Consider the following 18,239-nt stretch of genomic DNA (forward strand, 5'->3'; position numbering starts at 1 on the left):
TATAAAAATAACTTAACGATCATTATTAAAAATAGTTGCGCACAAGTCCAGCGGAGATTATCATTTAATTATCGAGCGATAAGAAAATCACTCAAACCCGCAAAGCTGCACAAGCTATAAGCGTTTTTACACGTAACACACCCAGGACGTAACATCATGAGTAATCTTAAAATCCTTCTTGCAGTTATGGCTTTAACCGCTGTCCCGGTTGCCAATGTTGCCGCACAGCAGGTTATCATGATGCCTTTACTGAGTCAGGAAGTGGCCATGGTCAATGTGACCGGGGACAGCAATTACTGCAAACCCGGTACCTATGTGAGTAAAAAAACCTCACAAGGCCGTATTTCAACTTCTCCGACTCAGCCACCTGCTCCGTCAGCCTCTGGTCATACACCCGCTTCTATCTACTATTAAGGAAGAACCGGGCGACTGACGACTGACTCTCAGCGCAGGAATCACGATAAGGCGGCCCTGGTCGCCTTATCTTTTACTCTTCCGGTAAGAACGCCCCCAGTTTTAACACCCTCCCCCGTCAGAACCAACCATTAACCTAGCGATCATTAATGATTCATTCAGCACAAAATTGGATAAGCAGTTTTCATTCGTGCGGGGAAGTAGTTTAAAAACATAAAATTAACGAAAACCAAACAAACCGGCCTTTTCGTGTGATCTCTGTCACAGCACAATAAGTTAACGCTCATTAAAAAAACATCTTGCACAAACTGTCGCCAACCTCTAACATTTACTTATCGAACGTTAACTAATAAATAACGTTGACCTGAAAACTGAGGCCTCTGAACAAGTGGCCCCGACCAAAAAATAACGCACAGGATTAAACATCATGAAAACTATCGCAATGAGCATCGCAGCACTGACACTCGCCACCGCGTCTTTCTCAACACTGGCAGCAACAGAAGTTCAGTCTGCACCCGCTTCCCAGCAAGTCGTCGGTACCATCAGTGCCTCATCTAATGGTGACCTGAGTACCCTGCAGTCAAAACTGAATGCAAAAGCCACTGAAGCCGGTGCAAGTTCATACCGCATCATCGGTGCTTCCGGTGACAACCATCTGTACGGCACTGCTGAGATCTACAAATAAGCATGATGAACGCGTTAGCAGATTGTTCCGCACAATTAGTTAACGATTAATAAATAAATAAGTTGCGCAGAATGTGATCCAGGTCTAAGATTTACTTATCGAACGTTAATTAATAACGTCGGACTGAATAATCATCTGCTGATAAACAGAATCAAAAGGAAGACATCATGAAAAACATCACTATGACATTCGCGGCAATCGCCCTTGCTACCGCTTCTTTCTCCACCCTGGCCGCGACTGAAGTTCAGTCTGCCCCGGCAGGTCAGCAAGCCATCGGTGTGGTTAGCGCCACGTCCGGTAACAGCCTGACCAGCCTGCAGAACAAGCTGAACGCGAAAGCCAGCGAAGCCGGTGCAAGTTCTTACCGCATCATTGGTGCTTCCGGTGACAACCATCTTTACGGTACTGCTGAGCTGTATAAATAAGCACGCAGGACCTTAGCACCAGGGTAATCAGCATTTAAATTATCCATTAATAACTTAAATGCTAAATCGGACAGAAGACAGCTTTGCACAATAAATGAACGTTGGTAACAACGCCGGGCAAAGCTTAAAAAAACGAATTGAGGAAAATATTATGAAAAACATCACTATGACTCTCGCCGCTCTCGCACTGGCTACCGCTTCATTCTCAACGCTGGCAGCCACTGAAGTTCAGTCTGCACCAGCAGATCAGCAAGCAATCGGTGTTGTCAGCGCAACAGCAGGCAACAGCCTGACCAGCCTGCAGAACAAACTGAGTGCTAAAGCCAGCGAAGCCGGTGCAAGTTCTTACCGCATCATCGGTGCGTCAGGCGACAATCATCTGTACGGTACAGCTGAGCTGTACAAATAAGTCTGATGGTATAAGCAGGCAGTAAGCAGAAGAGGCGGCGTTTGCCGCCTTTTTCATGCCTGCGATCCGACAAATCACTTCACACGCTTTCATCCCCTTCTTTTTGTGCTACATTTTTGTCTTACGTTTCCATTCAGGTTCTTCATTCCAATGTAACGAATTCTCATCGCTGACAGTTTTTATATCCCTGTTGCCTCCAGGCAATACGGGGGTTTCTGTTATTTCAGATGAGAATCTCATTCATGAATTCGTTATTGCATGCGCTGATACGCGCATTACGCAGTCACCGCTGGCTGCGTCTGCTGGGTTGTGCCTTTATTTTATCCTCGCTCGGAAATGGTCTGACGCAGGTGGTGGTTTTTGGTCAACTGCTGCGCTGGCAGGCCTCGCCCGCGACACTGACACTCGCGTATATGCTCGCAACGTTGCCCGGTTTTTTCGGCAGTGTTTGGGGCGAAAGACTTTGCCGGAAAATGTCACCGCTGCGCATTCTGATCCTGTGTGAATTACTCGGTATGCTGGCCCTGATAATGCCGCTGTATGGTGTGCTTACGCATAATATCCCGGCACTGCTGGCCGTTCAGTCTGCGGAGGCTTTATTTAGCGGCATGAGTTATCCGGCGCTGACGCTGTTGTTCAAACGCGGACTTAGCACCGACGAACTGCCGGCAGCAACGGCGCTTGAAACACTGATTTTTTCGGCGCAGGTGTTGCTTGGCACAGGATTGGGCATTTTGCTGTTTGATCTGTTTTCACCGCTTAGCCTGCTGGCCCTGGATGCGCTGAGTTTTGCAGCCTCTGCGGCTCTGCTGGCCGGATCATTAGCCCTATTCAAAACGTGTTCCCCCACTGCTGCCCCGCCTGACACCGATGCGAAACCGTTCCTACACTGGAAAACGTTTACGCCTTTGCAAAAACGAAGCGTCTTGCTGCTACCGGCACTCGCGGCGGTGGGTTCTCCGGCGATGGCATTGTTACCGGCTCTGGCGCAACAAATGCAACCGCAGGATACGGCCAGCCTGGCGCTGCCGTTGTTGTTTGCGCGCAGTCTGGGGCAACTTTGCGGCCCGCTGCTGCTCAATGCAGATAAACTGCGGCATTACGGCGCCAGCAATCTGCGGCTTTTATTATGTCTGACGCTGTTTCTGGGCGGATATTTTCTGTTACCTCACTTTGCCTTATGGCCGCTTGCCGCACTGGCGCTCATCTTCGTTGCGCATCTGGCCTCAAACGTGGTGTTTGCATTGGGGACGTTTGGCGTACTGAGACATTTTCTGGACGCTGATGTTGCGCGGGCCAGCGCCCTCGCCTGGCGCGGACAGGTGTTCATTGCCGCCATCGCTACCGGCATTGCCGGATATCTGGCAGAAAATGCCGGTGCCGCGACAGCACTTTATAGCGTTTCACTCACCAGTCTGGCCGGTGTCGCCCTTCTGCTCTGGCGCTACCGGGCGTAATTAGCATCACAAAACACAAAAGGCAGAGATCTCTCCCTGCCTTTTTCATACTCCCCTGAAATCCGCCGGTCAGTTAGCCGAGCTTTTGAGCTGGTTGTCCTGCTGATGTTGCTCCAGCGCCAGTTCGATCAGGCGGGTGATCAGGTCAGTGTAACCTAAACCACTGGCTGCCCAGAGTTTCGGGTACATGCTGATATTGGTGAAGCCCGGCAAGGTATTGATCTCGTTGATCACCACGTCACCCTGCTCCGTCAGGAAAACATCGACCCGCGCCATGCCGCGACATTCCAGAACCTGAAATGCCTGTAATGCGATTGCACGAATGCGGTCGTGTGTTTCCGGTGGTAAATCCGCGGGTACAGCGATGGATGCGCCGGACTCATTGATATATTTGGTATCGTAAGAATAGAAGTCGTCATGCAGGATCACTTCGCCACACACGCTGGCCTGCGGGTGATCGTTGCCTAATACCGCGCATTCAATTTCGCGGCCTTTGATTGCCGACTCCACCAATACTTTATGGTCGAAGCTGAACGCGTCATCCAGAGCACGAAGGTAACCGGCCTCATCGCTGATTTTACTCACACCGACCGATGATCCCTGATTCGCCGGTTTGATAAACAACGGCAAACCGAGTTGCTGCGAAACACTGGCAAAGGTGTTTTTCTGACGATTCGCGCGGGTCAGACAGACGAATGGCGCGACGGAAAGCCCGGCATCGCGCAGCAAACGCTTGGTCACGTCTTTGTCCATGCTGACCGCCGACCCTAAAACGCCGGAGCCGACAAACGCGATATTCGCCATGCGCAGTAAACCCTGCAAAGAGCCGTCTTCCCCCAGCGTGCCGTGGACAATCGGGAAGATCACATCCACCTGCGACAACGCACTGGCGCTGTGGGTTTCGATTAACTGATTTTCGGTCTGACCGGGGATCAGCGCGACCTGATTATTCGAGCGGTTAAGGGCAATCAGCGAGGGGTTTTCAGCGTTGATCAGGTAGTTGCTGGCATCGTTAATATGCCATTCGCCTTTCTTATCAATACCCAATAACGTCACATCAAAACGTTGTTTATCAATGGCATCGACTATGTTTTTCGCCGACTGCAATGACACTTCATGTTCTGCCGATTTACCACCAAAAATGATGCCTACCCGTAATTTACTCACCTGCTGCTCCTTGCTGCCAGCGTGAGGGCTGGCAGGGAATTTTTCTGTTAACGTTTTGGCTTAAAAACTAGTCAACCACAAATAATTTCGCGCCAACCGGCGTCGATGAACGATGCGCCTCGGCATTGTCCGCCACCTGATAACTCATCCCCGGAGAAAGCGTAAACGTGCGGCCATCCTCCAGGCGCGTATGCAATTCACCTTCCAGACAAAACAGAACGTGGCCCTTGCTGCACCAGTGATCCGCTTCATAACCGGCGGAATATTCCACAATGCGCACGCGTATATCGCCAAATTTCTGGGTGCGCCACAGCGCCATCCCCACATCGCCCGGATGCTGAGTCGGCGTGACCTCGCGCCAGTCGGTGGTGCAAAACGGAATCGCATCAAGCTTCATGAATTTCTCAGTGTCGGAAAACAAGGAAAGCCAGCATAAAAGTGAGCGCTTCATTTATCAATCGCTTGCTAAAACAAAACCACGGGAGACAAAACCGGCTTTGGAAGAAAAGTTACGTAAAGACGATTAATCTCAGAGACAGCCCGCAGCCCTCGCGGGCTGTGGCCTGTAAGCAGGCAGCCAAAATACGGTGAAAAGACTGTGTTGCCGGAGGTGTCTGTGCGACAGACTTCACGTTTTATCGACTATGCTTATTGTTCGAATGAGACAGCGGAAACATAACGCAGAAAGGCGTACGCACCTCAATTCCAACGCGCGGCTGATTTTTAAAGCGGCGCGCCACAAAACAAGGAGCACCACATGCCATATCAAACGATAAATCCGTTCAACAACAAACTCATCAAAGAATACCAGACGCACAACGATAAGCAGGTCGAGGAAACGCTGGCCACCGCGCATGCGTTGTACAAATCCGACTGGGCACAGGGCGATATCCAGCAACGTGTGAAAGTCCTGCATAAGCTGTCGGAAATCATGTCGTCGCGCGTCGATGAACTGGCCAAAATTGTCAGCGTCGAGATGGGCAAGCTTATTGAGCAAAGCCGTGGCGAAGTGCAAATTTGCGCAGATATTGCGAAATTCTATGCCGAAAAAGCGGAAGAATTCCTCAAACCTGTGCCTTATAAGTCAGACCTGGGTGAAGCCTGGGTAGAGCACCATCCAATCGGCGTGATCATGGCCGTCGAACCGTGGAACTTCCCGTTCTACCAGCTGATGCGAGTTCTGGCACCGAACCTGGCTTCCGGTAACAGCGTGATTGTGAAACACGCCAGCATTGTGCCGCACTGTGCGGAAACCTTTGAAAAGCTGGTGACCGAAGCCGGTGCGCCAAAAGGCGCCTATACCAACCTGTTTATTTCGCAGGATCAGGTCGCGTCAATCATTGACGATGACCGCGTTCAGGGCGTGGCGCTGACCGGTTCGGAAAAAGCCGGTGCCGTGGTCGCTGCCCGTGCTGCCGGTAAGCTGAAAAAATCCACGCTGGAGCTGGGCGGGAACGACGTGTTTGCCGTGCTCGACGATGCGGATATCGATAAAGCGGCTAAAGCCGGTGCGCAGGCACGTATCTCCAACGCAGGTCAGGTGTGTACCGCGGCCAAACGTTTCATCATTCATGAAAAAGTCGCCGATGAATTCCTGAAAAAATTCACCGAACACTTTAAAGCGCTGAAGATGGGCGATCCGCTGGATAAATCCACCTCGCTGGGCCCGTTGTCCTCTGCCGATGCGGTGAAAACGCTGAGCAAGCAGGTGGATGACGCCGTAAAACACGGGGCGAAACTGCACTTTGGCGGTAAAAAGGTGACAGACAATCCGGGTAACTTCTTCGAGCCAACGATTCTGACGCACATTACCCGCGACAATCCGGCATATTTTGAAGAGTTCTTTGGCCCGGTCGCCCAGGTGTATGTGGTGAAAAATGACGAGGAACTGGTGAAACTTGCCAATGACTCGCACTACGGCCTCGGCGGTTCGGTCTTCACCAAAGACATGGACCGTGCCCGTAAGCTGGCAAGCCAGATTGAAACCGGCATGGTATATGTCAATTCACCGACAGACACCGCCGCTGAACTGCCATTTGGTGGGGTTAAGCGCTCAGGTTTTGGTCGCGAGCTGTCAGATCTGGGGATCAAAGAATTTGTTAACCAGAAACTGGTCGTGCTGGCTGCGAAATCGTAACTGTTTCAACCAGAGTTCTGTACCCAAAATAATTCAGGCGGCAGCAAGGCAGTAAGTGAAGGAAACCCGATGAGCTGACTTATGCCAGTGATTCGGGTGACTGAATGTCGCCAACGCCCCTGCGGTTTGAATTATGACGGGTAGCCTTGACCCACGACAAAGCGGTATTGCATACAGCCTCTCTATAATCGGGGCTGTTTGTCTTTCCACTGGTGAATCACATGGCGTATGAACTCAATCTCGACTGGCCAGAGTTTTTAGAAAAATACTGGCAAAAACAACCTGTTATTATCAAAAAAGCGTTCACAAACTTTGTCGATCCGATCACTCCGGATGAGTTAGCCGGCCTTGCGATGGAACCTGAGGTGGACAGCCGCCTGGTCAGCCATAAGAACGGGCAATGGCAGGCGAGCAACGGGCCTTTCGAACATTTCGATAATTTGGGTGAAACCGGCTGGTCATTGCTGGCGCAGGCGGTTAACCACTGGCACGCGCCTTCTGCCGAACTGGTTCGCCCGTTCCGGGTACTGCCTGACTGGCGTCTCGACGATCTGATGATCTCCTATTCCGTGCCGGGCGGCGGTGTCGGCCCGCATATCGATCAATATGACGTATTTATCATTCAGGGCATGGGCAGCCGCCGCTGGCGTGTGGGAGATGCTTTGCCGATGCGCCAGTTTTGCCCGCATCCGGCGTTATTACACGTTGATCCTTTCACGCCAATCATTGATGAAGATCTGGAACCTGGCGACATTCTGTATATTCCGCCAGGCTTCCCGCATGACGGTTTCACCCATGAAACGGCGCTGAATTATTCCGTCGGTTTTCGTGGCCCGAACACCCGTGATTTCATCAGCAGCTTTGCGGATTATGCGCTGGAAAACGATCTCGGTGGCAACCACTACAGCGACCCGGATCTGACACTGCGTGAGCATGTGGGCAAAGTTGAAGAGTACGAACTGGATCGTGTGCGCAATATGATGCACGAGCTTATCAATGAGCCGGAATCCTTTAAACAGTGGTTCGGACGCTTCGCCACCACGCCGCGCCATGAACTGGACATCGCTCCCGCTGAACCGCCGTTTGAAGCTCACGAAATTGTCGATGCCCTGACGCAGGGCGACAGCCTGACCCGTCTCAGCGGCCTGCGCGTGCTGAATGTGGGTGGGCGTTTCTTCGTGAACAGCGAAGCGCTGGAAACCGATAACGTGAAGGCGGCAGATGCGTTGTGCCGTTACACCTGCATCAGTAAAAATGAGCTGGGGAACGCGGTACAGGATCCGGAGTTTATCGCTGTACTCACCGATCTGGTGAATCAGGGTTACTGGTTTTTTGACGAGTAAAAACTGACGCGGTTGAAACGAAAAAGGCGGCATCCGACAGGGACGCCGCCTTTTTTATTACGCGTTTTATGGCCGGTAAAGCTCGACCGGCGTTTTCGATCTCCGCACTTCAGGCTCAAACAGCGCTATCTCTTCACCCTGAATATATTTCGCCCGCAGCATCGCGGAAATCTTATCCATTATCATCACAATAGCCACCAGAATAAGCGTGATAAACATCACCACATCCCAGTTCCACAGCCGCATATTTTCCGCGTACACCAGGCCAATCCCCCCTGCCCCGACAAAGCCGAGCACCGCGGCAGAACGGGTGTTGGATTCAATCTGATACAGCGACAGTGCAAGGAAGGTCGGGAACGACTGGGTGAAGATACCAAAGCGGTGGGTTTGAAGCGGTGAAGCGCCCAGCGCCCGCAGGCCACGGCTTGGCGAGCGTTCCACGGCTTCATGCCCTTCGGCGAATAATTTGCCCAGTAACCCTAAATCCTGCATCACTATCGCCAGCACGCCTGCCAGCGGCCCCATGCCGACGGCGCGAACGAAAATCAGCCCCCAGATCGCCATATCCAGCCCGCGCAGCACGTCAAGAAGCCGGCGAACGATCAGCGAAACAGGTCTGAGCAAGGGCGTGTTCATCACGTTTCGCGCAGCCAGAAATGACAACGGCAATGCCAGGAAAGAGGCGGTGATCGTGCCGGCAAAGACTATCGCCAGCGTGATGCCAATTTGCGAAAAATAGTACATAAACGGCCATTCGGAGACGTTGTGCCAGACGAACATGCGCAGGAAATAGCGCCCGACTTCACGGCTGCCGCGCACCACTTCGCTCCACGGAATGCCGAAGTAACTGAAAAAGTAGACGTAATACAGCGTAATCACCACGGCCAGTATCGCGAGGTAGCGCAGATAGCGGCGCTGCGCGGCAAACAAATGTCCGTGCTGTTGTTTCAGGCTGCTGACAACATGAGGTTCAAGCGCATCGGTTAACATCAGAAAGTGCCCTCCACAACGAGTTTGCGCAGTTTTCCTGAGAGATAATCCATTATCGATACCACCAATATAATCAGCAGTAAGGTCATGCTGACCTGATCATAACGGTCGAGTTTGATTGAGGTCATCAGCTCCTGCCCGATGCCACCGGCACCGACCAGCCCGAGAATGGTGGACTGACGGAAGTTGATCTCAAGGCGCATAAAACTGTAAGACAGGAAAATCGGTTTCACCTGCGGCCACATGGCGAAACGCATGCGCTGCAGTCGCCCTGCGCCGCAGGCACGCAGGCCACGCACCGGTTTATCCGAGGCGGTTTCAATGGATTCGTAAAACAATTTGGTCAGGCTGCCAACGGTATGTAATGTCAGGGCGATAAAACCGGGGATTGCCCCCACGCCAAAAGCCATGACGCACATCACCGCCCAGGCCAGTTCCGGCATGGTGCGTAAGAAAGCGACAAACGTGCGGATACTGAATTTTATCCATTTTGGCGAATCGGTATTATTGGCGGCAAGAAATGCCAGAATAATGGCCAGCGCGGTGGATAAAATCGTCGACGAAAGTGCCAGCTGAATAGTTTCCCAGATCAGCGGCAACTGAATATTAAGCCGGTAGCCCCAGTAAGCAAAAGATCCTTCAGTATGGCCATCAGCAAATAACAACGGCCAGTGCAATACCGGCACCGTTTCACCGATATAATCAAAAAAACTCGGCGCGGAAACAATAATGGTTTTCAGATTTAGCTCGGAAACATTGCCTGACCAAAGATATAAAACCAGCATCAATCCTGACCAGATCAGCGCTTCACGCTTTTGTTTCCCGCGCACCTGCTGATAATAACGATTGAAATCTTTATTCAAAATAATATTTCCGGTTTACAGATAATAATAATTCCTCCCCCTGCGAAGGAGGAGGAAACTACGGATTAACGACCGCCTTTAGTCAGCTCGCGCTTCATATCGATTATCTGCTGATATTCCGCCAGCGACGTTTCACCGATGTGTTGTTTACCGCCGACGGCTTTCACGAAGCAGGCGTGGTCTTCTTTATCCAGTTTCTTGATGGCAGAAACCAGTTTGGCTTTAAATGCCGGTGGCAAATCGCTGCGCACTAAAATCGGGCCGTTAGGGATCAGCGGAGATTCCCAGATGATACGGATTTTCTTCATCAGATCCGGATGGTCCATGCGGATCATTCGGTTGAATGCCCCTGAGGTATAACCGGTTTCACGGTCACCAATCATTGAAGCCCAGGTCACCGCGCCTTCGAACTGGCCGTTCAGCACGCCAAGAATGTCCTGCTCATGGCCGCCGGAGAAGGTAACGCTGGAGAAGAAGTTGTTGTATTTATTATCCGTTGTGCCGCCAAACTCTTTCTTGAACGCCTGATTCGGGATCAGGTAACCGGAGGTGGAATCCGGGTCAGCGAAGCCAAAGGATTTACCTTTCAGATCAGAAATTTTCTGGTACGGGCTGTCGGCTTTGACCACGACAACTGAGTGGTAACCGCGGGATTTGTCAGTATCGTCGATCACAATACCCACCAGATCCACTGCTTTCGGGTTATTAATATAAACCGACGCGAAAGACGACGGAGACATACTTAATACCATGTCGACTTTCTTACCTAATAAGCCCTGAATAACACCTGAATAATCGGAGGAATTACGCAGTTTAGTATCCACATTTAATTCTTTATCGAAGAAATCTTTGACGCACTGATTATCCCCGATTTGCTGAGTCGCATTCTGCCCGCCCAAAATACCTAAGTTCAGTTCTTTAGGCGCATCTTCTGCCATGCTGTGCATTGCGGTAAAGGAACCTGCAACAAAGACTGCCAGACGTAATAACTTCTTCATGTAATGGTAACCTTGTGTAGATTGAGAGAAAGTAGAAATAAAGCGTGCCAAAATTGAGTCTTATAATTAAACCGCTACGGCTTCATGTTCCTCACCGTATAACTGATGCAGGATCCCGTCAGTTAACTGATCAGGATGACCATCAAATATAATTTGCCCTTTCGCAATGCCAATAACACGGGTGCAATAATCTCTCACCAGTTCGACCGAATGCAAATTCACCATCACCGCGATATTTTCTTCGCTGACTTTTTTCAGTGCATTCATGATGCGCAGGGTATTTTTTGGATCGAGAGAAGCAACGGGTTCATCGGCCAGCAAAATTTTGGGGTTTTGCATCAGTGCGCGACATATCGCCACCCGCTGCATCTGCCCGCCGGAAAGATTTTCGGCGCGTTGTAACGCATGCGGCAACATGTGCAGCCATTCCAGCAGGGAAATCGCCCGGGCGCGGTCTTCGTCGTTAAACTGGTTAAAGAATGATTTGAACGTTGAGGTATGGCTCAGACGCCCGAGCAGTACGTTAGTCAGTACATCCAGACGCGGGACCAGGCAAAAATCCTGAAAAATCATGCCACAACCGGAACGCCAGCGGCGCAGCGCTTTGCCGGTCAGCCCGGCAAGCTCCTGCTGTTCACCATTTTCGTAATGACACACCACGCTGCCGTCGGTTAACGGAATGGTGCCATTGAGAACGTGCAGCAGCGTAGATTTCCCTGCACCGGAGCGGCCAATCACCGCGACAAACTCACCGGCGTGCAGATCAAAATTAATGTCATCAAGAACCCGCTGGCCGGATTTATAGGATTTCACCAGGCCTTTGACGTCGAGTACTTTGTTCAGATGCTGTGTCCCGGCCTGAGGATATTCAGCCTGTGCCAGCTTAAGTTGTGCTTGCGCCATGATGCTGTCTCTCGGTTGCTTTCATTATCTGGCGTTCATTAAGCGCGAGTTTTATGACACATCAATGACGATTTAATGGACAGCGCATGACAAAAAGGCGCCGGAATAAGTCTATGATTGTAGGGGTGCCAAATGCGCATCACGTCAAAAAAGGAAGATGAAATGGATAATCAGACACTCATCGCCGCATTGAAAGAGATTGCCGGCATCCGCCATGTTCTGACCGGTGACAGCAACACCGAGCGCTACCGTAAAGGGTTTCGCTCCGGCGGAGGCAAAGCGCTGGCGGTCGTATTCCCACAGACATTGCTGCAACAGTGGCAACTGCTGAAAGTGTGCATCGAGGCCGATAAAATCGTCATCATGCAGGCTGCCAATACCGGCCTGACCGAAGGTTCGACGCCCAGCGGGGACGATTACGACCGCGACATAGTGATTTTCAGTACGCTGAAGCTGGATAAGATCCAGTTGCTCGACGGCGGCCATCAGGTGATCGGCTTCCCCGGCAGCACACTCTATAAGCTGGAGAAAATGCTCAAGCCGTACAACCGGGAACCTCACTCGGTGATCGGATCATCCTGCATCGGTGCCTCCGTTGTCGGCGGGATCTGCAATAACTCCGGCGGCTCACTGGTCAAACGCGGCCCGGCCTATACCGAAATGGCGCTCTACGCACAGATAGATGAGCAGGGAGAGCTGAAGCTGATTAATCATCTGGGCATCAACCTCGGTGATACGCCCGAGGAGATCCTGACGCGTCTGGAAAAAGCGGAATATCTTGAAACCGATATCCTGCACGATAAGCGACTGGCGTCCGATAACGAATACGCATCACGCGTTCGTGAAGTGGATGCTGATACGCCGTCACGCTTTAACGCCGACCAGCGCCGGTTGTTTGAGGCCTCAGGTTGTGCCGGAAAGCTGGCGGTATTTGCGGTACGCCTCGACACTTTCCCGGCAGAAACCCAGCAGCAGGTGTTTTACATCGGCACCAATGACACCGCCGTCCTCACTGAACTGCGCCGTCAAATCCTGCGAGACTTCACTCATCTGCCTGTTGCAGGCGAATACATGCATCGTGACATTTTCGATATCACCGAAGTCTATGGCAAAGACACCTTTATGATGATCGACAAGCTTGGCACCGATAAAATGCCGGATATGTTTACCGCTAAAGGTAAATTCGATGCCCACGCCAGCAAAGTGCCTTTTCTGCCGAAAAACTTCAGCGACCGCGTCATGCAATGCCTGAGCAAAGCCCTGCCCAATCATCTGCCTCCACGGATGAAACAATACCGCGATCGTTTTGAACATCATCTGCTGCTGAAAATGTCAGGTCAGGGCATTGATGAGGCCAGAAACTTCCTGACCCGATTCTTCAGTGACGGTCAGGGCGATTTCTTTATTTGTTCTGCCGATGAAGGTAAAAAAGCTTTCCTGCATCGCTTCGCCGCAGCGGGTGCCGCGGTGCGTTATCACGCAGTGCATGAAAAAGAGGTGGAGGACATTCTGGCACTGGACATCGCGCTGCGACGCAATGACCGCGAATGGTTTGAAACCCTGCCGGAGGATATCGATAACCAGCTGGTGGCAAAACTGTATTACGGCCATTTCATGTGCCACGTTTTCCATCAGGATTACATCGTCAAAAAAGGCGCGAACAGCAAGGCGCTGAAACACAGGATGCTTGAGCTTCTCGACGCCAAAGGCGCGGAGTACCCGGCCGAGCATAACGTCGGGCATCTGTATATGGCGAAACCGCACCTGAAAGCCTTCTACCAACAGGCCGATCCCACCAACAGCTTCAATCCGGGAATAGGAAAAACCAGTAAGTTGAAAAACTGGCAGGAATAACAAATCCGGGTACCAGGATTATGCGGGATTAGTTTGTTGCTCCCTCCCCTTCGCAGTGGAGGGAGCAGTGCTGGTCAAAATAGCTGAGTTCCGTAACCCCACATGATCACCGTCAGCGCGAGCAGCAGCTCAAGAACCAGAACACCCATTGCCAGAGTTGAACTGGAGAACAGAAAGCCTTCGCGGCGGTCGATATTCAGGAAATTCGGAATACCGAGATACAGCAGATATCCGCTGTAGCACAAACCAATAATACCGACGAACAGGCACAGCCAGACCATCGGATATAACGCGACGATCCCGCTGAGGAACATCGGTGTGGCAACGTAGCCGGCAAACACGATGCAACTGTTGAGTGTCGGACGACTGTCATAGCGACGCGCCATCCAGTAGATAATTCGCCCCATCAGGGCGACAGCACCGAGCATCAGAACATAAAAAATAACGGCGATGTAGGACGCGGTGAACATGGAAACCAGCAGTTTCTGCCCGTCACCGAAATTCCAGCCAAGCTGCGTGGTTCCGATAAAGGAACAGACAACCGGAATAAGCGCCATCAGAAGAACATGATGAGAATACACATGTGAAACGGTTTCCCGTTCACGCTGGATTTGTTGCAGTTCGGGACCTGGATGGGACAACAGTCCCCAGACATGATTTACCATGAAACACCCCCTTGTACGCCGAAAGCCGCCAGCGGCGTGCGGTGATAAACCTTCGGGAATGCCCGTTACGCTGAGGCACAAGGAAGGTGGCGACCTGTCTAAATTATAGCCGTTATTGTTGATTTTGCAGAGGCGGCCAATTCTGCATGAAGGATCATCGGCCGCCTTGGGTCGCCTTTAATGAATAAAGCGTGCAGCGGTAAAGGTCACGCCAACCAGCACCAGCATCATGCTGATAATCCATCGGGTCTGTTGAATCATGAGATCATAAAACATGGCCTGCATGCCGCTTAGGGAAGCTTCTATTTTCACAAAGCGTTCGTCTACCTTTTCAAACTGCTTATTCACCTGTTCAAACTGGTTATCGATCCGGACCAGATGATCGTCAATCCTCAGCAGGTGTCCGTCGATGCGGGCGATGCTCTGCTCGGTTCTCCCGAGACGCACCCCCATATCTGTCACGGTTTCAGTGAGCGTGACCATCTGGTGTTCCAGCTTGCCGACTCGGAGGTGAGTATCCGTGATCACGTCGGTCAGTTGACTGACCTGCTGTTCCACCTTCCCCACACGCAAATTCAGGCCGGCAAGTTCCTCACCGGTTTTAATTCCCTGCTTTTCAATACTGTTGATCTGATTTTGCAAAAGCTTTTCCATCAGCGATTTCTCCTTGGGTGCTTCCGGCCAGGCTGGTGCGCCTGGGAAATAGAGCGTCGGGTTGACGGGCGATATATCCATTGTGCTGAGTTGATACATAGTTGGTTATCCCTCACATGCGTTCCCTGTTCAGATATCCTTAATCTGCAACCAGTGTGCACTGTATAAATAACCACCTCAAATCAATTTATTGCTCGTTTAACACACCGATTTTAATGTATCTATGTTTGAGGTCGTTGCATTGAGAAAATAAATAATTCATATAAATTAACATGTTACGTGTGGCGGTAACGGTGGTGAGTTACAAGAAAACAAACTTAACCGCTATAACCGACGTCGCAGCATATCCGCCCTGCATCTCGATCCCGTCGCGGGTTACTGTTTACCCCGTTTATGCCCGAGGGAAAGACGGAGTGCTGAATAAAATAATGTATTTTTATCAATGCGTTATGATTATTATGGGCAGTCAGAACACCCGGTAACGCGTTTTAACCGGCGCCAGCCACTCCCCATTCCCCCCACAAACCGTTAACGTAAAAGCTGAATCTCTCCAAGGAGGCCGCTATGCGCATCACCTGCTTACACACCGCCGACAGTAATATTGCCGTTTTCGATAACGCCGCCCGCCAGCTTGGGCTTGATCATCATGAAATAACGCATCTCTCCCGGCCAGATTTACTGGCTGCGGCGGAAAGCACCGGCGGCATGACGGCGGACTTGCAACATCAAACTGCACAACTCCTGCGCAGCCTTGCCAGCCATGCAGACCGTGTGCTGCTGACCTGCTCAACGCTCGGGGCTGCGGCAACGCTTGCAACCGAAAGCAGCCCGGCACCGGTTTTTCGCGTGGATCAGGCGCTGGCAGAGCAGGCGATGAAAACGCCGGGAAACGTGGTGGTGCTTTGCGCGGTGGAAACCACCCTGGACACTACCCGGCGGCTGTTTGAACAGGCAGAAAAGCATCCGCTGGCAGTGCTGGAGGTCCGGCTGGTAGCGGGAGCATGGGAGAAATTTAAGCAGGGAAATCTGGCGGGCTATCTGCAAACGATTGCCGCTGCCGCCGACACCGCTTACCGGCAAGGCGCTGACTGCGTGGCGCTGGCTCAGGCTTCGATGACCGGTGCGGCAGAACTGACACAGATCGGAACGCCGCTCACCGCACCGGTTTGTGGCCTGCGGGCCGCCGTGTCTCAGTAACAGGCAACAAAAAGGCGAAAATCGAAAGAGTGGCTATACTCAAGGTGAAATATCATTGGCTTAGCACATCAGGCCGGTGAAGACTAAGAGTAGATTAAGGAAAAAATATGAAAATTATTCTGTGGATTATCGCCATTATCTTTATCGTCGGCTTACTGACCCTGACAGGGGTATTTAAACTGATCTTCTGATCGGCACGTCTGAACGTTTCTGCGCACAAAAGAAAAAGTCCGGCCACTGCGCCGGACTTTTTTCATCTGATTTCTGCTCATCAACACGCTTTTACGCGACTCAGGCTGACGCGAAAATCAGTCCTGAGCCTCTTCCACGCTCGGCTGCGACTTCTGCTGATCTTTCTGTTTACGGTAGTTTTTCGCAATCTGCGGAACAGGCACCGTTTTACCGGTTTCCATCCAGGTGCGCAGACGGTTGGCATCGGCGAAGGCGGTGAATTTCCCGAAGGCATCCATCACCACCAGCGTCACCGGTTTGCCATTGATGGTAGTGCGCATCGCCAGACAGTGCCCGGCGTCATCGGTATAACCTGTCTTGGTCAGCTGAATGCTCCAGGACGGGTTCATGATCAGATGATTAGTATTCCGAAAAGGCAGTGCATAAGAAGGATGGCTGAACACGGCGGTTTTTTCTGAAGTCGTGCTCAGTTCGCCAATCAGCGGATAGCGTTGCGAAGCCAGCAACAAACGGGTCAGATCGCGCGCGGTGGAGACGTTGCGCGGCGATAAACCGGTTGGTTCGGCGTAACGGGTATGCGTCATGCCCAGCGATTTGGCTTTGGCATTCATTGCTTTAATAAAAGCGCTGTAACCGCCCGGATAGTGCGCCGCGAGACTGGCGGCCGCGCGGTTTTCTGAAGACATCAGCGCCAGCTGAATCATCTGACGGCGGGTAATTTCACTGTTGAGTTTCACGCGGGAGAAGACGCCACGCATTTCAGGGGTATTGCTGATATCAATATTGATGACTTCGTCGAGCGGAAGTTTCGCATCCAGCGTCACCATGGCGGTCATCAGTTTGGTCAGGGAGGCAATCGGCCTCACCTCATCCGGATTTCGCGAGTAAATCACTTCGTGGCTTTTAAGATCAACCACCATGGCACTGCCTGAAGCAATTTGAACCATCGGGGCGGCGGCCTGCTCGTGCTTTGCAGCGAGCGCGGCTGGGGCAGACAACATGCCTGTATTTAAGGCGAATAAGCTCAGAACCAGAAGACGGATTTTCACATGCATTGCTCTGTATTTAAGAAAGTTGTCATAAAATCATGTCGAAACAGCCGCCGAATTATAAGTTAGGCGAATAGTCTTAGCACTCGCAATTTGCAAATCTATTTGTCACAAAGTCTGTCACCCCTCCCCGCAAACCGTGGATTGGCGAGTAAGTGAACACTCGCCACAGAAGTCACAGACGTACGGGGTGAACGGTGCGGAAGGGAAAATCGGTTACAAAAGGGGATAAACCAATTTTTGCAGGCGCGGGATATTCGTCAGTTGGTTTTTTGCGTCAATGACATTCACTTCGGGTACGTATATCGCCGCAATAAAATCAATGTTAATGCCCCCCTGACTGACGGGATGGTCAATAAACGTAGGATGAACAGCCACCGCCTGATTTAACCCATACAACACAGGGAAATTCTGACCGGTTAACCCCATTGATGAATAATTTCCTGCGCTTTCCAAATAATTCTGCAAATAATTCATACTTACGCCTTTAGAAATGGGCTGGTTCTTATAAATATTCTCGACAGAATAACCTCTTTCTCCTGACGTCAGTGAGTGATGGGCAAACCAGCCGGTGCCATCGATCTCTTCCATACTCAGCAAAGCCCGGAAGCGCACCAGGCCGGCGAAGCTCCCGCTGTGGGATCCATGAACATAGCAGACGCCATGAGATAACATTTTCAGATACTGCGGCTGCTCATGCGTTTTAATAATTTTTAACGGGGATATTTTTAATGGTCTTTTCACAAGTCACTCCTTTTTTATTATCAGTCCTTCGTCTTTCGCATGCTTAATAACTCAATATTTATATATAGATGACCTAATTAAATTCACCAACTG

Annotated in this window: 20 protein-coding genes; 10 read left to right on the plus strand and 10 right to left on the minus strand. The window is 51.3% G+C overall.

What is annotated here, in order from left to right:
* Nucleotides 1-156: 156 nt before the first annotated feature.
* The 5 genes from J1779_RS22945 (at nucleotide 157) to J1779_RS22965 (ending at nucleotide 3,390) form a co-directional block, all read left to right on the plus strand.
* Nucleotides 157-414 carry a hypothetical protein gene (locus J1779_RS22945; RefSeq protein ID WP_122095817.1) on the plus strand — a complete coding sequence of 86 codons (258 nt, stop codon included), beginning with the start codon at nucleotides 157-159 and terminating at the stop codon, nucleotides 412-414.
* A 427-nt stretch (nucleotides 415-841) separates the two neighbouring features.
* Nucleotides 842-1,099: a multiple stress resistance protein BhsA gene (gene bhsA / locus J1779_RS22950; protein WP_056778325.1), complete on the plus strand. Its 258-nt coding sequence runs from the start codon at nucleotides 842-844 to the stop codon at nucleotides 1,097-1,099.
* A 167-nt stretch (nucleotides 1,100-1,266) separates the two neighbouring features.
* Nucleotides 1,267-1,524, plus strand: a complete 258-nt coding sequence (bhsA, locus tag J1779_RS22955; RefSeq protein WP_056778321.1) for a multiple stress resistance protein BhsA — start codon at nucleotides 1,267-1,269, stop codon at nucleotides 1,522-1,524.
* A gap of 151 nt (nucleotides 1,525-1,675) precedes the next feature.
* Nucleotides 1,676-1,933 (plus strand): multiple stress resistance protein BhsA, encoded by a 258-nt coding sequence (gene bhsA, locus J1779_RS22960; protein WP_056779142.1) that lies wholly within the window; start codon nucleotides 1,676-1,678, stop codon nucleotides 1,931-1,933.
* A gap of 242 nt (nucleotides 1,934-2,175) precedes the next feature.
* Nucleotides 2,176-3,390 (plus strand): MFS transporter, encoded by a 1,215-nt coding sequence (locus J1779_RS22965; RefSeq protein WP_217204878.1) that lies wholly within the window; start codon nucleotides 2,176-2,178, stop codon nucleotides 3,388-3,390.
* A 69-nt stretch (nucleotides 3,391-3,459) separates the two neighbouring features.
* On the opposite strand, the gene ddlA is transcribed toward J1779_RS22965, so the two are convergent.
* Complete coding sequence (ddlA, locus tag J1779_RS22970; protein ID WP_056778307.1) at nucleotides 3,460-4,557, minus strand: D-alanine--D-alanine ligase; 1,098 nt, start codon at nucleotides 4,555-4,557, stop codon at nucleotides 3,460-3,462.
* Nucleotides 4,558-4,624: 67 nt separating this feature from the next.
* Nucleotides 4,625-4,954, minus strand: coding sequence for a DHCW motif cupin fold protein (locus J1779_RS22975; protein WP_056778304.1), 330 nt, complete (start codon nucleotides 4,952-4,954; stop codon nucleotides 4,625-4,627).
* Nucleotides 4,955-5,314: 360 nt separating this feature from the next.
* Between J1779_RS22975 and J1779_RS22980 the strand changes: the two genes are divergently transcribed.
* Together J1779_RS22980 and J1779_RS22985 are read left to right on the plus strand one after the other, a co-directional pair.
* Nucleotides 5,315-6,694: an NAD-dependent succinate-semialdehyde dehydrogenase gene (locus tag J1779_RS22980; RefSeq protein ID WP_217204879.1), complete on the plus strand. Its 1,380-nt coding sequence runs from the start codon at nucleotides 5,315-5,317 to the stop codon at nucleotides 6,692-6,694.
* A gap of 221 nt (nucleotides 6,695-6,915) precedes the next feature.
* The gene (locus J1779_RS22985) at nucleotides 6,916-8,037 is read left to right on the plus strand and encodes a ribosomal protein uL16 3-hydroxylase (RefSeq protein WP_122095820.1); all 1,122 of its coding nucleotides are present in this window, start codon (nucleotides 6,916-6,918) and stop codon (nucleotides 8,035-8,037) included.
* A gap of 66 nt (nucleotides 8,038-8,103) precedes the next feature.
* Here the strand turns inward: J1779_RS22985 and phnE (J1779_RS22990) are convergent, their stop codons facing one another.
* The 4 genes from phnE (J1779_RS22990) to phnC all read right to left on the minus strand — a co-directional run bounded on the left by phnE (J1779_RS22990) (nucleotide 8,104) and on the right by phnC (nucleotide 11,791).
* Nucleotides 8,104-9,027, minus strand: a complete 924-nt coding sequence (gene phnE, locus J1779_RS22990; protein ID WP_122095821.1) for a phosphonate ABC transporter, permease protein PhnE — start codon at nucleotides 9,025-9,027, stop codon at nucleotides 8,104-8,106.
* Nucleotides 9,027-9,890, minus strand: coding sequence for a phosphonate ABC transporter, permease protein PhnE (phnE, locus tag J1779_RS22995; RefSeq protein WP_217204880.1), 864 nt, complete (start codon nucleotides 9,888-9,890; stop codon nucleotides 9,027-9,029). Before phnE (J1779_RS22995) ends, phnE (J1779_RS22990) begins: the two co-directional genes overlap by 1 nt.
* A 65-nt stretch (nucleotides 9,891-9,955) precedes the next feature.
* Nucleotides 9,956-10,888 carry a phosphonate ABC transporter substrate-binding protein gene (phnD, locus tag J1779_RS23000; RefSeq protein ID WP_122095822.1) on the minus strand — a complete coding sequence of 311 codons (933 nt, stop codon included), beginning with the start codon at nucleotides 10,886-10,888 and terminating at the stop codon, nucleotides 9,956-9,958.
* Nucleotides 10,889-10,954: 66 nt separating this feature from the next.
* Nucleotides 10,955-11,791 (minus strand): phosphonate ABC transporter ATP-binding protein, encoded by an 837-nt coding sequence (gene phnC / locus J1779_RS23005; protein WP_217204881.1) that lies wholly within the window; start codon nucleotides 11,789-11,791, stop codon nucleotides 10,955-10,957.
* Between the two features lie 162 nt (nucleotides 11,792-11,953).
* Here phnC and dld point away from each other — a divergent pair, with 162 nt between their 5' ends.
* Nucleotides 11,954-13,645, plus strand: coding sequence for a D-lactate dehydrogenase (gene dld / locus J1779_RS23010; RefSeq protein ID WP_217204882.1), 1,692 nt, complete (start codon nucleotides 11,954-11,956; stop codon nucleotides 13,643-13,645).
* Nucleotides 13,646-13,719: 74 nt separating this feature from the next.
* Here dld and J1779_RS23015 read toward each other — a convergent pair whose 3' ends face one another.
* Nucleotides 13,720-14,310, minus strand: coding sequence for a Yip1 family protein (locus J1779_RS23015; protein WP_136377418.1), 591 nt, complete (start codon nucleotides 14,308-14,310; stop codon nucleotides 13,720-13,722).
* Between the two features lie 177 nt (nucleotides 14,311-14,487).
* A complete protein-coding gene (locus tag J1779_RS23020; RefSeq protein ID WP_217204883.1) occupies nucleotides 14,488-15,063 on the minus strand; it encodes a hypothetical protein in 576 nt (191 codons plus the stop codon).
* Nucleotides 15,064-15,528: 465 nt separating this feature from the next.
* Here J1779_RS23020 and J1779_RS23025 point away from each other — a divergent pair, with 465 nt between their 5' ends.
* Nucleotides 15,529-16,161, plus strand: a complete 633-nt coding sequence (locus J1779_RS23025) for an aspartate/glutamate racemase family protein (RefSeq protein ID WP_217204884.1) — start codon at nucleotides 15,529-15,531, stop codon at nucleotides 16,159-16,161.
* A gap of 107 nt (nucleotides 16,162-16,268) precedes the next feature.
* Nucleotides 16,269-16,352: a small membrane protein YohP gene (locus tag J1779_RS25855; protein WP_019105993.1), complete on the plus strand. Its 84-nt coding sequence runs from the start codon at nucleotides 16,269-16,271 to the stop codon at nucleotides 16,350-16,352.
* 117 nt (nucleotides 16,353-16,469) lie between these two features.
* Here J1779_RS25855 and pbpG read toward each other — a convergent pair whose 3' ends face one another.
* Nucleotides 16,470-17,408: a D-alanyl-D-alanine endopeptidase gene (gene pbpG / locus J1779_RS23030; RefSeq protein WP_217204885.1), complete on the minus strand. Its 939-nt coding sequence runs from the start codon at nucleotides 17,406-17,408 to the stop codon at nucleotides 16,470-16,472.
* A gap of 210 nt (nucleotides 17,409-17,618) precedes the next feature.
* Nucleotides 17,619-18,146: a hypothetical protein gene (locus tag J1779_RS23035; protein WP_136377541.1), complete on the minus strand. Its 528-nt coding sequence runs from the start codon at nucleotides 18,144-18,146 to the stop codon at nucleotides 17,619-17,621.
* Between the last annotated feature and the right edge of the window lie 93 nt (nucleotides 18,147-18,239).

It is taken from the genome of Rahnella rivi (genome assembly GCF_019049655.1).
Classification (GTDB): domain Bacteria; phylum Pseudomonadota; class Gammaproteobacteria; order Enterobacterales; family Enterobacteriaceae; genus Rahnella; species Rahnella rivi.

What these genes read in the sequence shown, in the direction of transcription:
- J1779_RS22945 (WP_122095817.1), top strand. Translation starts at nt 157, where the DNA reads ATGAGTAATCTTAAAATCCTTCTTGCAGTTATGGCTTTAACCGCTGTC.
- bhsA (WP_056778325.1), top strand. Translation starts at nt 842, where the DNA reads ATGAAAACTATCGCAATGAGCATCGCAGCACTGACACTCGCCACCGCG.
- bhsA (WP_056778321.1), top strand. Translation starts at nt 1,267, where the DNA reads ATGAAAAACATCACTATGACATTCGCGGCAATCGCCCTTGCTACCGCT.
- bhsA (WP_056779142.1), top strand. Translation starts at nt 1,676, where the DNA reads ATGAAAAACATCACTATGACTCTCGCCGCTCTCGCACTGGCTACCGCT.
- J1779_RS22965 (WP_217204878.1), top strand. Translation starts at nt 2,176, where the DNA reads ATGAATTCGTTATTGCATGCGCTGATACGCGCATTACGCAGTCACCGC.
- J1779_RS22975 (WP_056778304.1), bottom strand. Translation starts at nt 4,954, where the DNA reads ATGAAGCTTGATGCGATTCCGTTTTGCACCACCGACTGGCGCGAGGTC.
- J1779_RS22980 (WP_217204879.1), top strand. Translation starts at nt 5,315, where the DNA reads ATGCCATATCAAACGATAAATCCGTTCAACAACAAACTCATCAAAGAA.
- J1779_RS22985 (WP_122095820.1), top strand. Translation starts at nt 6,916, where the DNA reads ATGGCGTATGAACTCAATCTCGACTGGCCAGAGTTTTTAGAAAAATAC.
- phnE (WP_122095821.1), bottom strand. Translation starts at nt 9,027, where the DNA reads ATGTTAACCGATGCGCTTGAACCTCATGTTGTCAGCAGCCTGAAACAA.
- phnD (WP_122095822.1), bottom strand. Translation starts at nt 10,888, where the DNA reads ATGAAGAAGTTATTACGTCTGGCAGTCTTTGTTGCAGGTTCCTTTACC.
- phnC (WP_217204881.1), bottom strand. Translation starts at nt 11,791, where the DNA reads ATGGCGCAAGCACAACTTAAGCTGGCACAGGCTGAATATCCTCAGGCC.
- dld (WP_217204882.1), top strand. Translation starts at nt 11,954, where the DNA reads ATGGATAATCAGACACTCATCGCCGCATTGAAAGAGATTGCCGGCATC.
- J1779_RS23015 (WP_136377418.1), bottom strand. Translation starts at nt 14,310, where the DNA reads ATGGTAAATCATGTCTGGGGACTGTTGTCCCATCCAGGTCCCGAACTG.
- J1779_RS23020 (WP_217204883.1), bottom strand. Translation starts at nt 15,063, where the DNA reads ATGTATCAACTCAGCACAATGGATATATCGCCCGTCAACCCGACGCTC.
- J1779_RS23025 (WP_217204884.1), top strand. Translation starts at nt 15,529, where the DNA reads ATGCGCATCACCTGCTTACACACCGCCGACAGTAATATTGCCGTTTTC.
- J1779_RS25855 (WP_019105993.1), top strand. Translation starts at nt 16,269, where the DNA reads ATGAAAATTATTCTGTGGATTATCGCCATTATCTTTATCGTCGGCTTA.
- pbpG (WP_217204885.1), bottom strand. Translation starts at nt 17,408, where the DNA reads ATGCATGTGAAAATCCGTCTTCTGGTTCTGAGCTTATTCGCCTTAAAT.